This window comes from Salinisphaera dokdonensis CL-ES53 (genome assembly GCF_040361215.1).
In the GTDB taxonomy this organism is placed as follows: domain Bacteria; phylum Pseudomonadota; class Gammaproteobacteria; order Nevskiales; family Salinisphaeraceae; genus Salinisphaera; species Salinisphaera dokdonensis.
In genome coordinates this window covers 158197-173967 of the sequence record NZ_APND01000001.1, presented here as the reverse complement: position 1 = coordinate 173967, position 15771 = coordinate 158197, and the positions used below count along the sequence as shown (strand labels likewise).

12 protein-coding genes are annotated in these 15771 nt (G+C 52.3%); 10 read left to right on the top strand and 2 right to left on the bottom strand.

The genetic code is table 11. From position 1 onward, the window contains the following. The first annotated feature begins 100 nt into the window (after positions 1–100). The 10 genes from pseG (at position 101) to SADO_RS00715 (ending at position 11927) form a co-directional block, all read left to right on the top strand. The gene (gene pseG, locus SADO_RS00760; protein WP_353108397.1) at positions 101–1216 is read left to right on the top strand and encodes a UDP-2,4-diacetamido-2,4,6-trideoxy-beta-L-altropyranose hydrolase; all 1116 of its coding nucleotides are present in this window, start codon (positions 101–103) and stop codon (positions 1214–1216) included. A 16-nt stretch (positions 1217–1232) separates the two neighbouring features. After that, complete coding sequence (gene pseH / locus SADO_RS00755) at positions 1233–1727, top strand: UDP-4-amino-4,6-dideoxy-N-acetyl-beta-L-altrosamine N-acetyltransferase (RefSeq protein WP_434547882.1); 495 nt, start codon at positions 1233–1235, stop codon at positions 1725–1727. Next, entirely contained in the window at positions 1727–2782 is a 1056-nt protein-coding gene (gene pseI, locus SADO_RS00750) for a pseudaminic acid synthase (protein ID WP_353108394.1), read from the top strand. Before pseH ends, pseI begins: the two co-directional genes overlap by 1 nt. A 274-nt stretch (positions 2783–3056) precedes the next feature. Continuing rightward, positions 3057–4427 carry a hypothetical protein gene (locus SADO_RS00745; protein ID WP_353108393.1) on the top strand — a complete coding sequence of 457 codons (1371 nt, stop codon included), beginning with the start codon at positions 3057–3059 and terminating at the stop codon, positions 4425–4427. Between the two features lie 797 nt (positions 4428–5224). Next, positions 5225–6259, top strand: a complete 1035-nt coding sequence (locus SADO_RS00740; protein WP_353108392.1) for a nitroreductase family protein — start codon at positions 5225–5227, stop codon at positions 6257–6259. Positions 6260–6306: 47 nt separating this feature from the next. Further along, positions 6307–7455, top strand: a complete 1149-nt coding sequence (locus SADO_RS00735; RefSeq protein WP_353108391.1) for a polysaccharide pyruvyl transferase family protein — start codon at positions 6307–6309, stop codon at positions 7453–7455. A gap of 134 nt (positions 7456–7589) precedes the next feature. Next, on the top strand, positions 7590–8444 hold the full coding sequence (locus tag SADO_RS00730; RefSeq protein ID WP_434547875.1) for a glycosyltransferase family 2 protein: 855 nt from the start codon (positions 7590–7592) through the stop codon (positions 8442–8444). 82 nt (positions 8445–8526) lie between these two features. Beyond that, entirely contained in the window at positions 8527–9690 is a 1164-nt protein-coding gene (locus SADO_RS00725; protein WP_353108388.1) for a glycosyltransferase family 4 protein, read from the top strand. Positions 9691–9779: 89 nt separating this feature from the next. Next, positions 9780–11012 (top strand): hypothetical protein, encoded by a 1233-nt coding sequence (locus SADO_RS00720; RefSeq protein WP_353108387.1) that lies wholly within the window; start codon positions 9780–9782, stop codon positions 11010–11012. Between the two features lie 93 nt (positions 11013–11105). Further along, positions 11106–11927 (top strand): glycosyltransferase family 2 protein, encoded by an 822-nt coding sequence (locus SADO_RS00715; protein ID WP_353108386.1) that lies wholly within the window; start codon positions 11106–11108, stop codon positions 11925–11927. 207 nt (positions 11928–12134) lie between these two features. Here the strand turns inward: SADO_RS00715 and SADO_RS00710 are convergent, their stop codons facing one another. Both SADO_RS00710 and SADO_RS00705 read right to left on the bottom strand, forming a co-directional pair. Then, entirely contained in the window at positions 12135–12725 is a 591-nt protein-coding gene (locus SADO_RS00710) for an FkbM family methyltransferase (protein WP_353108385.1), read from the bottom strand. Positions 12726–13256: 531 nt separating this feature from the next. Then, complete coding sequence (locus tag SADO_RS00705; RefSeq protein ID WP_353108383.1) at positions 13257–14444, bottom strand: glycosyltransferase family 4 protein; 1188 nt, start codon at positions 14442–14444, stop codon at positions 13257–13259. Positions 14445–15771 lie beyond the last annotated feature (1327 nt).

Genomic DNA, 15771 nt, shown 5'->3' with positions numbered 1-15771 from the left:
TAATAGGAACACCGGGGTGCCAATCATTGGTTAGTGCAGAAACCTCGCGTGTTCAGAAATCGCCGATGGTACCCAAACGCGCGTACCCAAATAGCGCGGCATGAGAGTCTTTTTTCGCGTGGACGCGTCGCTCGCTATCGGCACGGGCCACGTAATGCGTTGTCTCACCCTCGCTCAAGCTTTGGTAGCCGAAGGAGCAAAGTGCGAGTTCATCTGCCGTGAACATTCAGGGCATATGATCGAAGCTATTCGCTCGCGCGGCTTTAGCGTACGTGCGCTTTCCATAGGAACTCGAAGGATAAACGAAAAAGAAGCAGAGCCTAAAACCGCGCATTCGGCGTGGCTCGATTCATCTTGGCAAGAAGATGCCGAGCAAACCCGAAGGGAAATTGAGTACACGGCGATAGATTGGCTTGTCGTAGATCACTATGCATTGGATAGGCGCTGGGAAGAGGCGGTAACCCCCGGCGGCTGTCGGTTGCTAGTAATTGATGACCTCGCCGATCGAGAGCACGCCTGCGATTTATTGCTGGACCAAAACCTCGGCCGGCTACCCATGGATTATGCGCCTCTAGTTCAACCGACCTGCCGTTGTCTGATTGGGCCTAAATACGCCCTGCTAAGGCCCGAGTTCGCTCAGATGCGAGAAGCTAGCCTGGCGAGACGAGCGGCGCCACGCGTGCAACACCTGTTGGTTACCTTGGGCGGCGTAGATAAAGATAACAGCACCTTGGCCGTGCTTGCTGCACTGCAGCAATGTGCGCTACCTGAGGATTGCACCATTAACGTTGTTATGGGGGTGAACGCACCGTGGCTTAATGAAGTAAAAGATCACGCCGCAAAGATGCCTTGGGCAACCGAAGTGGCAGTAAACGTGACAAATATGGCGCAACGAATGTGCGAAGCTGACCTCGCCATTGGTGCCGCGGGTAGCACTTCGTGGGAACGATGCTGTCTTGGCCTTCCCTCTGTGACGGTTGTGTTGGCAGAGAACCAGCGGCCAGTGGGTCGCGCACTGCAGGCTGTTGGCGCCAGTATTTTGATTGGTCTCACTGAGGATATTAAGCACCGTTTGCCTGATGCATACCGTGCCATCAGCGGGCCAGAAAAGCTAAAAGGCATTAGTGACGCGGCAGCGGCTACCACCGACGGCAATGGGGTGGAGCGCTTGTGTTTCGAAATGATGGGCGATGGTAACGAGCGTCGGGATGGCTAACGGAAATCTGCGTGATATGACCCCCGGCGATCTCGAGCGTGTATTGGAGTGGCGTAATCATCCCGATGTGCGCCGCTATATGTATACCCGGCACGAAATCGGTTTGCGTGAGCACCGGGCGTGGTTCGCACGAAGTACTCAAGACCCCAGCAAGAGACTGATGGTGTTCGATGTAGGCGATATGCCAACCGGTTTTGTCAGCCTCGCATCATGCTCACAAGGGCGGATTGCCGACTGGGGATTCTATCTGTCACCGGACGCCCCACGCGGGAGTGGTCGGGAGCTTGGCCAAGCGGCGTTAGACTGTGCCTTTCTCGAGATGGAGCTGCACAAAGTCTGCGGTCAGGCTCTGGCATTTAACGAAAAATCAATCCGCTTTCACAAGCGACTAGGTTTTGTTCAGGAAGGTCTTTTACGCGATCAACACTTCGATGGGTGTGGTTTCCATTCAGTGGTTTGCTTTGGCATGCTGCGCCAAGAATGGCAGCCCGAGCTAGGAGCGATTAACTGATGTCTACCCCCCATATCATCATTAACGAGCGTCGAATTGCGACCGATACTGAGCCCTATATTATTGCGGAGCTGTCAGCGAATCATAATGGCAAGCTAGAAACGGCGTTAAGAATTGTCGAAGAGGCCAAGAAGGCGGGGGCGGACGCAGTTAAATTGCAGACCTACCGTCCGGACACAATCACGTTGGATTGCGATAGCGAAGAATTTCGTATCAAAGGTGGGCTGTGGGACGGTCGAACACTCTATGAGTTGTATGAAGAAGCGCATATGCCATGGGAATGGCACCGACCGCTTTTTGAATACGCGTCGAAGCTCGGTATCACAATTTTTAGTTCTCCGTTCGATAGTACGGCAGTTGACTTGCTGGAGGACCTCGAATCGCCCGCGTACAAGATCGCCTCGTTCGAAGCGATCGACCTCCCCCTAATTGAATACGTAGCCCGCACGGGCAAACCGATGATCATCTCCACCGGGATGGCGAACGCCGAGGAAATTGAGGAAGCCATCAATGCTGCAAAAAGCGCAGGCTGTAAAGAGCTCGCTATTCTACAGTGCGTAAGCGGTTATCCTGCGCCTGCGGAGGAGTACAACCTGCGAACCATTCCTGACATGGCCGATCGCTTTGGCGTGGTCACCGGCCTTTCGGACCACACATTAGACAACACGACTGCGATTACAAGCGTGGCTTTGGGCGCTAGCCTTATCGAAAAGCACTTCACTCTCGATCGCAGCGGTGGCGGGCCGGACGATAGCTTCTCGTTGGAGCCGAAAGAACTCGAAGCGCTGTGCCGAGATTCGAAAACAGCCTGGCATGCCTTGGGGGGCGTCGACTACGGACGGAGGTCCAGCGAACAGGGGAACGCCCAGTTCCGCCGCTCTCTCTACTTCGTCAAGAATTTAGCGATCGGTGATATCGTTACCGCCGATAGCATCCGCAGTGTCAGGCCTGGATTTGGGCTACCCCCAAAACAGTTAAAAGATATCGTAGGTAAGCCCATGAAGAAAAGCGTCACAGTTAATACGCCAACAAGCAAATCCGCTATTGAATGGTGACACGCGGGTAAAAATTACGAACGTTTGGGTATCTAAGCTCACGCTTAGCTTGAGCACTCTTGTGCGCCGGGAATTTTTCGAAGTGCGTATGTTTTTCCGCATTTCGGTCAACTCGCAATGGCTATCCGTTCCCGATGTATAGTTTCGCTTTTCATCGAAAGCGACTGGAAAAAGCGGAAGCGCGACTTCTCTAGTGGCTTACTTTTGGTAGAGACTTTAGCAGTGGCTGGGAATTCAGAACGGGCGGCCGGAAACGGACCGAGAAACGCCGCAAGTGATTTTGACCCAGATCGGCAAAGTAGATAAACGCTATATTTCTATGCAGTTTAATGAATATCAGCCATTAGAAAGGTTAATGCGCGAGAAGTATTCGAGTTTGTACTCGCGATATCCGGCGGCGATGCTTGTTTTGGACATTGAACTGCGAAAAGTCCACACGAGCCGAGGTTACCTTGCGGTCGAGTCTTTGAGGCATCTTAGTAAACCTCGACCCACAAGACGAGTTTTGCGGAGCTACTTTTTGGCACTCAGGTATCTCCGCTTACCCCGCCGCTTTAGCATGCCAGTCTTGCTTTATGAACTCCCGAAATTTGATGGTCTAAGAGAGGCAGTTGCTGATATCGCCCAAGATGCAGCCTGGCGAACGAAGTCAATGGCGGTTATAAAGAAATATCGCTTTATAGTCGACTTGGCCGTAGGTAGTCGGTTGCCCCTGCGCGCCTTATGCTTACAGTCAGATCAGTTCTGCCGGGCAATTCTGCCATATGTAGAGGGTGATTTACCTACCGTTGTCGGAGTCGGGGAGCAAATGGAAAAGCTTAACTCGGCCGTTGAGCATGAAATTGGAATAATGCAGAAACTGCTTTTAGCCAATTCGGTCAAAACAATATTCAGCACTGACGACTATCGTGCTTCGGGTCAGGTTTTGTATGAGGCGGCGCGGAGGGCAGGTGTAAATCGAGTCGCGTTAGCCCATGGCTATATTCAACATCCCACTTTGGTGAGCTGCTTTCCAGGCCGCAGTGATACCTTTATAGCTTGGACCAAGCAACAGAAAGAAGACTTGGAGCGGGACTTGGGACCATTCAAATCCACCGACATACAGTACATCGGTTTTCCGAAAATTTTCCCGCAATCCCAAATGCCACCGGCGCCGATGACCATATTACTTTGTGCGTGCGCTATGTTCGGACAACGCCTGGATAAGGTTCGGCAGGATTTGTTTGGAACGCTTGCAGCGAACTTGGTGCGGAAATGTGACGCCCGTGTATTTGTACGGCTGCACCCAAAAGAACGCGCGCTCGATGATGCTGCTCAATGGTTGCGTAGACATCAGTTAACTCAATCCGGTTTCGCACGGTTAGAAGACGACTTGAGTCGTTGCCATCTAGTCATCGGCGGTAATAGTTCCGTCCTGGTGGAGGCATTCGAGTACGGCCGGGAAGCGATACAGGTCGAAGAGCTCGCGCGATTTGAATTTGAGAACGTTCATGTTCTGCGGCTTAACAGTATCAACTCTGAAGTGTTAGAGAGGATTTTGAGAAGTAGAATGAACAAAGAGATTAGCGCGGAAATGTTGGCAGCTAAAAGAGAAATAATTCGCTCTAACCTCCGAGAAATATTGATTAAGTCCCGCCCTAGCTAAAAAAAACGCTAACGATAAAATTCGTAGCGTAATCCGTAAAAATAGGCGTTACAAAAGGCGCATGGTTGCGTTGCAACTCGATCGACCTCCGGAGGAAAGCTGCGTTAGTTAGTTTTTTTGCGAGCGTTCGATTGAGCGGTTGGGGGCGGTGCTGTCAGGGGGCGCTAACTTCTAAGATAATCGGGCGAATTGTCGTGAGTCGAGTTGTGCGCTACGCGGAAATATTCGCCGGCTGCAAACGCGACTGATAATGCGGCCTCGGAGAAAAGTATTCGCGGCGCGGCCTACAGCGAAGACACGGTATCGACGTTCATTAATGCGCTCACAGCCTGAACCCAGCCTAGTTATCTTGGGTCGAAAGCGTGCTTGTTACTCGGTTCGCTGCCGCTAGGCTTGGCTCAGATAAGCGAGCGGACAGAGCATGCGAAATGTTCGAACACTATGAAAGTCGCCGTAAGGTAAGTGCAGAATACGTCTCTTACCGAAGCGAATACCAGTACAAGAAGGTAGACGGTCGTTGGAGCGGGGCGGCGATAGCCTTTTTTGTTCGGTCGCTGAGCGCTCGACGTGCGGTTCGATCGCTCGAAAACAAGGCGCAGGCGAGAGCTGTGAGCGGCCGGACTGGCTATCATCGTTCCAATTAGGCAATTGGGTAGCGCGGTGATGGATATCTCGTGTTGGGCGCCGCTGCGTTGCGCGACTTCTAGCGGCTCCTTTCGCCGAGTATGGGTTAAGGCTGACACCTTCTAACAAATAGGTTTTGATACATGACGCCGAGGAACATCAAACGCCGAGCCGTGAGCTCTATCAAGACAAACTGGGTGGCGCTGGCGAGCTCGTCCGAGCTGCTTGGAAAGCTACACTATTTTTTTCTCTCGAGTGCTTTCGATCGTGAAGTGCGCTCTGTATTAGCGGGTCACCAGCTTCATCAGATTAACCGCAACAATTTTGAGAAGAGCAATTATGCGTTGCGCCGTAACATACATCGGTTAGAGAAAGGGCTGATAATGCGGCCTCGCCGCGCGGTATTTGCAAGTGATTATATTCAAGAGACCGTGAATGTATTCGTTGACGCACTTGGTCATACCAACGAGGAAGAAAGTTCCTGGGCTGAAAGCGTTCTCACGGAATATTTCGACGTGCTTGAGCAGGACGCGGACGATCGGGTAGAAAGTGCTCGTAAAACTTTTCACGAGAACCAAGATCGACGCGCGACGCATGCAGAGTATATTCGTACGCGGAAGCCGTATCAGTATCGCTCTCACGAAGAGAGTTGGTTGATTTCGTCACATGAGTTTTTCTTCGATCTCGCTACCCAGCGTAGATCAGTTCGCTGGTTCGAAGACCAGCCAGTCCCGCGGTCTACTATCGACAAAGCGATTGAAATAGCAGCTAGTGCGCCAAGCGCTTGTAACCGTCAGCCCTATAAGTACCTAGTGTTCGACGACCCGAGCCTGGTGGGTGAAATCGCATCTCTACCGATGGGTGTAAAGGGTTACGAGCACAATATTCCCGCACTTGCGGTATTAATAGGTAAATTGCGCGCATATCCGTTCCCTCGAGACCGACACGTCATATATATCGATGCGAGTCTGTCCGCTATGACATTTGTGTACTCGTTAGAAAGTCTCGGTTTGGGTACCTGTATCATTAATTGGCCCGATATCCCAGAGCTGGAGAGTAAGATGGAGTCTAAGCTCTCACTCGGGCCAGACGAGCGGGTCGTGATGTTGATTGCGTTCGGCTTTCCCGACAAATCGGCCTACGTGCCGAGCTCCGTGAAACAGCCATTGGAAGTCTTGAGATCATACAACCCCGGCGCTCGGATCTGATCGATGTTTCACACCGCATCTCTTAATAGCTTCGAGAATATACCGTAATGTGGATCGAGATAAGGCGTGCTGGTTTTACTAATAAAGGCGCCGAATTGATGCTGCGCGCCACGTTAGAGCAAATGTCCTCTGAATTTCCCGACGCTCGGTTCGTAATGCAGCCTGGTCATGACTCCAGCAGTAGTCCGTACTTAGCAAGGGCCCGCTTGGGCTTTTACCAAAAAGCATCCTTGTGGCGTTACCGGGTTCAATGGGGTGACTTCGCGCGTTTTGCGCCCTCTAAACTGCGGGAGATGTTTGGCTTGGTTTTGGATCATCAGGTTGATGTAATCCTGGACGCCGGCGGCTTCGTATATTCCGACCAATGGGGGACTGGTCCTGTGCAGGAACTGCGTCGTTCGACTACGCGGTGGAGGCGAAGAGGGGCCAAGGTTATACTACTGCCCCAAGCGTTTGGGCCGTTCACGACACCCTCGATGCGGTCGGAATTTTCACGCGCATTCGAGAATACCGACTTGGTGTTTGCTCGCGACCAAGAGTCTTATCGCAACATCGTTGAGTTGGTAGGGGAGCAAAAGAAACTGCGTCTCGCCCCGGATTTCACCAATCTGCTCGAGGGGGAGCTTCCCGGCTGGTTTAATGCGCAGGCTCATCAATTTTGCATTGTGCCCAACGCTAGAATGATTGATAAACAACCAGGGGTGCGTTCTAGTGACTACCTGGCGTTTTTGGAGCGAGTGGTAGCGGCTTTCCTCAATCGCGGGGTCAAACCCTTCGTGCTGATTCATGAGGGCGAGGAGGATCACAAGCTCGGCGAAGCATTGTCAGCTCGTGTTGGCGGGCTTGAAGTGAGGGTTGAGCGTAACCCTCTATTACTTAAAGGTGTATTAGGTAATTGCCTGGGTACAGTAGGCAGTAGATATCACGGCCTTATAAGCTCGCTGTCGAGCGGAGTTCCGTCCCTGGGTATAGGCTGGAGCCACAAGTACGCTGAGCTCTTTTCTGAATACGAATTCCCCGAAGGCATGCTGAAGCTTGGCGACGAAAAGAGCATGATTGCGGAAAAGCTCGATATTCTCTTGGACACGCGCAGCCGGCAAGAAGCTAGCGACCGACTTATGCAAAAGTCTGAACAGATTAAAACCCAAGCGCGAGCTATGTGGGGCGAAGTCATCAAAGTGGCACGTGGCGCATGAGCGCATCGCGCTTTCGGGGGGATGACACCTGACGCCGTTTCCGCTTCAACTATAAACTTATCGTATAGACGCGCTGATAGATAGATCAGCGCCTTATAAATTTTTGGAGTCGTATGCCCGCTCACGTATCGGTTGTGATCCCTACCTACAACCGTGCCGAATTGCTCCCGAGAGCCATCGACTCGGTTCTGGGTCAATCCGTTCCAGCTCGCGACATTTGGGTCATCGATGATTGTTCAACAGACAATACCGAACAGCTGCTGAAGCAGAAATTCCCCTCGATCGGCTACAAGCGTATGACGTCCAAGTCGAACGCATCGGTTGCGCGTAATCTTGGCATTGACCAATCAGCTGGGGATTATATTGCTTTTCTCGATTCCGATGATGAATGGGAATACGATCACCTCGCGAATGCGATTACTGGTATTGAGTCGGAGCCGGCGTGCTGTGGGTGCGCCGCTTCGTTTGTAGTTCATAGTGGTCAAAAAACGATAGTACGTGCCTTCCAAAGGCAACTAAGCAGCGATCCACTTAACGACGTTCTCTCAGGGCGAATTGATATACGTACGTCGTCCCTCGTGATCCGGACGGAGGACGCCCGGCGAGCCATGTTCGACGAGCAGCTTGAAAAGCACCAGGATTGGGACTTTGCCGCACGGTTAGGTGCCCATAAGCCACTACTCGTGTTGCCCGCGGCGAGTGTTAAGATAAATTCAGCCCTAGGTGACCGCATGAGTGCGGCGCCCAATCATGCGGCCAGTGCATACTTTCTGGCGAAACACGCGTCGGAACTCGACCAGCGTTCGAAGGCTCGCTTTCAGCTTGATTTGGCGTATAGAACATTTCGCATCAGTGGTCGTAATAAGCGTTTTTGGCGTTACTGGATTGACGCAGCGTTAGGCGTTCACCACTTAAGCCCTCGTGGACTGGCTAAGCTTTCCGTGTGTGTGACGCCCTTGGGCCGGTTCGCATTAAAAAAGGTCGGGTAAAACGTGCAATTGTCGCGCAGGTCCACGGCAGTGATCGCATGGCGCGCACATACTGATCGATTTTCGCCAAGTAGGTCGGTTAATGTCGATGGATTCTAAAACGGCCATACCTAAGTGTGCGCCTTCAAACCCGTTTGCAGAGCGCGCGATATCCGTTTTGCATTTATGCAATGTTTATTTTCCGAGCGGTTCGGTTGAAAGCATTGTAGATATAATTACAGCGCGGACTAGCGGTTTGGGGTGTAAGCATTCTTTATTAAGCCTTGAAAAGCCGTCAATACACGCGCCTTTATGGAACCGGGTTCAACATGGCAGAGAATTAGCTGGGAGATTTCAACGCTGTATTGGTAGTCGATATAACCCTTTTAGTGTTCTGCTCGGCATACGCAAAGCGTGCGCCATCAACGAAGTCGATGTTATTCATTGCCACATGGGATGGGCGCTGGTCGTGGGTCGAATAGCGGCTTTGCTGCTTCGGCTGCCACTTGTAGTGACTTTCCATAATGAGCTTGGCCGCTATAACCCGGGCGTTAGATGGGCGCTCAAGCTATTGCCTCAAAAGCGTTGCGTGCTAACGGGCGTATCGAGTGCGGTGTGTCAGCAGTGGGAAAGTTGGCTACGCCGGCCCGTAGAGCTGATACCCAATCCGTTGAAGATAGATTCTTGCACCAAGTCGAATCTGAAGCGTGAACATAACGGCCCGGTCCGGCTGGTGGTTGTCTCGCGGCTAACGGCCATCAAACGAGTGGATTTTTCGCTCCGCTTGCTCAAGGCATTGATTGATGCCGGGACCGCTGCGGAATTAGTGATTGTCGGCGATGGGCCGGAGGGCTCGGCTTTGCAAAATTTGACGGAAGATCTTGGCATATCGAAGCATGTAAGCTTCCTCGGTTTCCAAAGCGATGTCTCTGGTTGCCTCGATTGGTCAGATTACTTCGTGCTCTCGTCGTTGTACGAGGGCTTTTGTATGGCGGCAATCGAAGCCATGGCCCGCGGTTCACTATTGGTGGCGCATCGGCTTCCGGCGATAAGTGACTACGCCCAAGACGGCGTCAATGCGGTCGTGACGGAAGAATGCTCGGTTAGCGAGTGGTGTTCGCGTATTAAGTCGTTAGAGCAGGATCGAAGCCAATTGTTTGGAATGAAGTATGCGGCCTGGCGGCTGGTAAGAGAAAAATTTGCCCCGGATCTAGTTGCTCAACACTACGCCCGCGCATACGATGGCCTTCTGGCAGCTTGCAAATGAAGTGCTATGCGCGTTGCACTGCGCACTGGTCCCCATCGTGTTTGGATGTGATCAACCAAGCGCTCTATAACTAACGAATTATTCGGTACATGCCTTATTCTCTTTCAGCTGTCTTAGGGCTTTCCGTTGTCGTTCTCGGCGCGATTCTGGTAATTCCGCTCGTTCGACGTAAAAGAATGCTCTATTTAGTGTGGTCGTCGATAATTTTTAAGGTATTGATCATGTTCACACATGAGTCAATCAACCTTTTCGGGCGGGCGGATATATCTGACTATTGGGACTATTTTGCAGGGAATCCGCATTGGCTGTCCATATTTGATGACGGCAGCATCAAACGCCTATCGGACTTTTACGCGAGCTTGTACGGCGGCCCCCTATACGCTCTGTTTTCCGCTAGTAGCTACGTGGCGATCAGGTCGATCAATATTATTCTGACGACATTCGGGTGTATATTCACTTTTAAGGTCTTCGAAATTATATTACGCCGGCCTGTCTCTTGGGGCGGTGCCGTCTTGCTTCTATTCTGGCCGGACCTCATCCGCTTCAGTATGGAATTGGGCAGGATGCCGGTCACCGTATTTTTGGTAGCAATTACGGTCTGGCTCGTGCTCGTGATTTATACGAGTGGCCGCGTTGCGCCTTTCAAGAGCCTTCTTCTGCTCGTATTGGCGATTGCACTTACGCTGCTGCGTCCTCCATACGGGTTTATCGTGTTCGGGCTGGTGACGAGCCTCATGCTATTAGCTGCTTGGCGTATTCGTGCAACCAAGCGCGGGGCGTTCGCGCTTTTAGTCTTGATTCCGGTGCTGGGAGCAACATTTTTAGGCGGTGCCTTCGCATACAATCAAGTGGCGAGAAAAGGCCAGATGATCGACGTGGAAGTCCTGCAGCAACGAAGTGAGCGTGATCTCGACGCCGGGTCCGAGTATCTGAAAGGGTTATCTATCCGTAACCCGGCGGATCTTGTTTGGTATACGCCATTGTTTGGATTCTACTTTCTATATTCTCCGTTGCCGTGGAGTGCACCGTCATTTAATCCATTCTATTTCGGTGCAATGGCGGAAAGCATGCTGCTGCTTTGGTTAAGCTGGTTGGCGTTCAAGCGTCGCGCCAGGCGGTATGCTCGGGGTTTGCCGCATCGGACCGCGCTGCTTGCACTTGTTGGTACTCTCGTTTTGTCAGGAATGCTGTTTGGCTCCGGCGTTAGTGTCGCTGGTCAGGCGGTGAGATACCGTCTGCCGTTGGTCGTGCTTGCCATTCCGTTCCTCGTTTATTTTTCGAATCGAAAAAATGTGCTCTCGCATCCACCGCCTCATGCATGACCAAAGAAAGCGTAGCGGGTTTGTTTTGGAGTTCGATCGGTTCGTCTCTTTGGAAAGTCGCGATGAAGCGAGTCTCTGTAATCTGCTGCACCTATGACTGATAATGCGTCGCACGCGATTGGCGTGATCGTCACGACCTACAACGCTGAAAAGTTTATAGAGCGATCGCTGAAGTCCGTACTCTCTCAGTTAGGCGGGGAAGACCGACTTGTGGTTGTAGATGATGGGTCGGCCGACGGCACGGTTGAAGAGTGCCGACGCGTGATGTCAGCCGTTAGAAACGCTACGCTGATCGAGATGCCTAGAGTGGGTCGAGCCGCCGCGTTAAATATAGCGATCGCTAACTGCGATACAGAGATCGTCGCTATCCAAGACGCCGATGACTACTCCTTGCCAGGGCGGTTGGGCCGTATACGGGAACTGTGCGCAACTACATCTGCCGACGTATTTGCTTTCGCTTACTATGCCCGGGATGAAGCCTCGAGTACCGAGTGGCTCAGGCGGCCAGAGTCTAGCCATCGGCGGCTTCTTGAGAAGATGGCTAGTGGGGTGCCAATTTGCCATACGGCAGCCGCGTATCGCCGTGATGTTTGGAGTGTAGTTGGAGGGTATCCGGTTAATACCCCGATGATAGTTGATCTCCCGTTTTGGATAAAAGCCGGGCAGTCAGGTTTCGCGTTCGTGGGAGACGATACGCCGGTTTCAGTTCATCATTATCACCGAGCCTCGAACTTTACGGCGGCATTTAACCGCATAGCTCGCGCCCGAGTACTCCTTACTCATAATTTGCGTGCTTTTCGCGCGTTCGGGCGGCCTTCTCGGGAGTTTGCGATGGCCTGGCTTCGATTCGGGTCAATTTTCGTGCCTAGATCCGTGCGTGATGCGGCGCGCGTTATGGCAACGAATCGGCGCTGAGACGTGCGCTGAACGTACGCAGACATTGGGGAGTCCGCACAAAAGGGCTAACTTCGCCCCTTGGATGTCGGTAGGCATTTCACTCGATGAGACGCCGGTGCCCTGAGGGATTGGTAATAGCCCGTGCTGGCGGAAAACCGAAAGCGGCCAGGTGATCAGCTTGACGGTGAGAAGGGTGGCGGCTCGCGTAAACCCGCCAAGCCTAAGTCAAACGTTGGCGTAGTAGGCGTAGTAATTGGTTCTGTCGATTTCTACGGTCTCGTAACTTGGCTCGATTCCTTGAAGTGCATTCTTTACTGCCATATGCGCGCGAGGCGTCAAGGCTTCGAAAACAATGGCCGGTCTAAAAGTGCTTATAAGGTGTTTTGCTCCTTGTATAACTTCAGTTTCGGCGCCTTCGACATCTATCTTCAACACCAGTCGCGATGAATCGCTTATGTGCGCGCCTCTGACCAACTCGTCGAGAGTATGACATCTGACCTTGATCGTTGAGTTATATACACCTCGTTGCCCGCCCTTATAATCTACGAGTGTATTTTTCCTACCGTACCGTTCTTGCGCGAATTCGCGTATCCCTGACTTGTGTCCCGCGCAGCCCGCGACGACTCGTATAGTGCGACCAAATCCATTGAATTCGGTATTCGCGTTTAAAAGCTTGAGATTTCGTTCGTCCGGTTCGATCGCAATGACGCTCGCGCCACGCGCAGCCGCGCGCAGCGCCCAATATCCAAAATTCGCCCCCACATCTATGAATACGCAATCCCCGTCGGACAAAAGCTCGTAAAGTTTCTGCTTCACCGATGACTCGAAGCTTGAAACGAGCGTGCGGCCATCGGCCAGGCTAGCGACGTAGAAGTAGAGTCCTTCGGAACGTATTTTTAGGGGGGGGGATGAGAATGCGTATGGGGAAGAGCGACCTCTAAGCGATGTAATGGCCAACTCCTTTGCGAACGCTAGATAATTATTCTGGAGTCGTACGGCAGCCGCGAGTCTTAATGAGTCACGAATACGGTGGCCCATGCTTTCTATATTTCTCATCGAATTACCCTCATTCTTTTCGCTTCAGAGCGCGTAGGTAACGCAGCAGACGCAATTGATCAGTTCCGAGCGGTGATCGTGCGATCCAACGTGTATGTGAGGTCAGTCCGCCGCCTCCTCGTCATTCTGTTCTTGCGATGATTTGACCAAGCACAAGACAGTCTTGGGTTCGGGTCGGCGATGCAGTGCGGGCGCCAACACGCAGCTCGTGGCACTATGGAAACAGGGCGCCGCCGTGGGTCTTCTAATTTTGTGTTCTATGTGCACATCGACAGCTCCACGTGCTACAGCCTAACGGATGGCCGTAGCTGGTGAGGCCTCGTACAGTTCTTTTGTTGCTTCGTTGACTTGGTGGTCGCTGAACTTTGTTATTGCGATCCGGCGTGAGGCGGTGCGCATTTTTTGGCGGTCTGCGTCGTCCGTTTCAATGATCCGTCGCAGCGAGTCTGCGAGTTGCTCACAAGAGCGAGGTTCAATATAGAAGCCGTTTACTCCTCTTTCAACGAGTCCTTCGCACGCGGGAATCGTAGTCGTTACGAGGATACACCCAGCTGCAGCAGCTTCAAGAAGTACTTTGGGTGTTCCCTCGCGGTAATAAGTGGGTAGAACCACCACATCGGTAGCTGCCAGTAACGCCGGCATGTCATCTTGATGACCAAGATACGTATGTGTTTCAGAGTCGTACAACGCTGAGACCTCCTCCGCACTTAGAGATGATGGGTTTCCTGGGTACGGTTGCCCGGCGATCTTGCTATCGAACGTGTAACCTTGTTCTCGAAGTTTAGCTGTTGCCTCTAGATAGTCGTGTATACCTTTTTCTGATATCAGTCGACCGCAAAAGAGTAGCCGAATTTTTCCGTCATCCGGAGCCACCCTGTTGTTCGGATGGAACTTCTCGCAATCGACCCCTGAACCTCGAATGACGCTCGTTCGTTCAACAGGAAGCAATTTCTGGTTTATGAATTCTTGCTGGTCGAATTCGTTCTGAAATATAAGGTGCGCTTGAGATATTTTTAAGCCGGCTCGCAGCATGGCTATGACGAGCTGCTTGAGAAGGCGAACGCTTAACCGATTGGACGTGAACAGGTAGCCCATGCCGGTTAATGCGCCGACGAAACGCGTGTTTCGACTGAATGGCGCTGCCAGACAGCCGTATAGTACGCATTTCAGGGTAAATAAATGCGCCACGTCCGGCTGCTCTCTGCGAAAGAGCCGGATGACTTTGTATAGCGCACGTGCTTCCCGAAGGGGATTAGCGCCGCGAGAGTCGAGGGGCAGCGTTTCAACTGGCCAGCCTTCGGCGGCCAAGGCTGTGGTGTAACCCGATACGCCGCACGCCAGGCGAACATTCCAACCTTCTTGGCTGGCCCGTTTTATAAGGTTCTTGCGAAAGTTGAATAGGTACCAGTCTGTATTGGCAATATACAATACGGTTTTGCCTTTTCTGGATACAGTCGTTGACTGCGAGGCCTTGTTCATGCGTTTGGTTCCTTAAGTAGGACTACCGACGTGTACGTGCGACTCCTGCCTCTCTGCCGCGGCGAACGGGCGTCCGTCTCGGATGGTGATCCAATTCCGAAGCAGGTGCGCTTGAGGCCGCTCGCGATCGTTTCGCGTGGCTGACGGCTTAGAGTATTTTTAATTTTCTTGGCATCGAGCGGGTAGTGGTAGCCGTGGTCTGTTGGCTGTTTACTAATTGTGATGGCCTATCTGTCTGCACCAAGAAGGGCCCCGACGCTAGCGCATAGGGGACGGTGTATAGGCTACACACCATTTCGACATCGGCTGCCTCGTTATTTCAGTTAACACCTGAAGCGCTACCACTCTTGCCACACTGGAATGGCTGCAGAAGTGCGTGGGGGCGATACTCCCCGCGAAGCGTGTCTCGGGCGCTGCGACCCGCCCCCGTTTATATTATTAACGGGCGCTCCTTCAGGGCGAAGAGCGCCGAAAGCGGCCTAGCTTCTTCGAGAATTATCGAGGACCGTAGTTATCGGACCAATAGCTCGTGATATGGCCGATAAGCCGTAGGTGCCCTGCTAGGCGCGCACTAAGGCATCGGCTGCTTTCCGCGTACGGCGACGTTGGCGCGTAGGATCTTTTTCAGAGAATGGTCCTCCAGCGCTAAAATGTTCTTGCGATTTATTGGTTGAATCATAGAAGAAAGGAACTGCTCTGCGAATTCTCGAGACTTGTTTCGTGGCTGCAGATGGCTACAGAACGTTGAAAACGTCAGTTCCAGTTGGGGTGAATAAGCGGGCTGTTCGGAGCTGGGATGCGGTTCTGCGCCGCCGCAAATGACACCGCTTGGCTCGTGAGTTAGCTCCAGTGGCGCCCCGCGAAGCACGTCGCAATTGAGAATGTGCGCCTGTTTTAACTTATCGAGTGGATCATGTTAGGTGCTTTGAGGGAAGTCCAGGCTCTCGGGATCTGTCAACAGGTCGATATGCAAAAACACATAGTTTGTTTGGGTGATTGAGGTAGCAGATGAGAACTGGACGGGCAGAATCGACGCGCCGGTAGTACGTAACGACTAGGTGGTCGCTAGATACTGCTCTCGCTTCGAGTCTTTAGCAGGAATAGTTCCGCTGAATTAAATCAGACTAACAAGTTCGGGGGTCTGCTCACGTTACAAGATGCTAAGAAGCCATCTAAGACATACTGAAGTCCATTGGGAAAGCCGTGTCACGCGATACGCGTACAGACGAGTGATGCTGCTAAGATTTACCAGTGTCGCTGGTAGGTCTATTCGTTGTTAGGTTCTGCGACTCGTTTTCGAGCCGGTTCATATTTTCGAGGGGTGGCG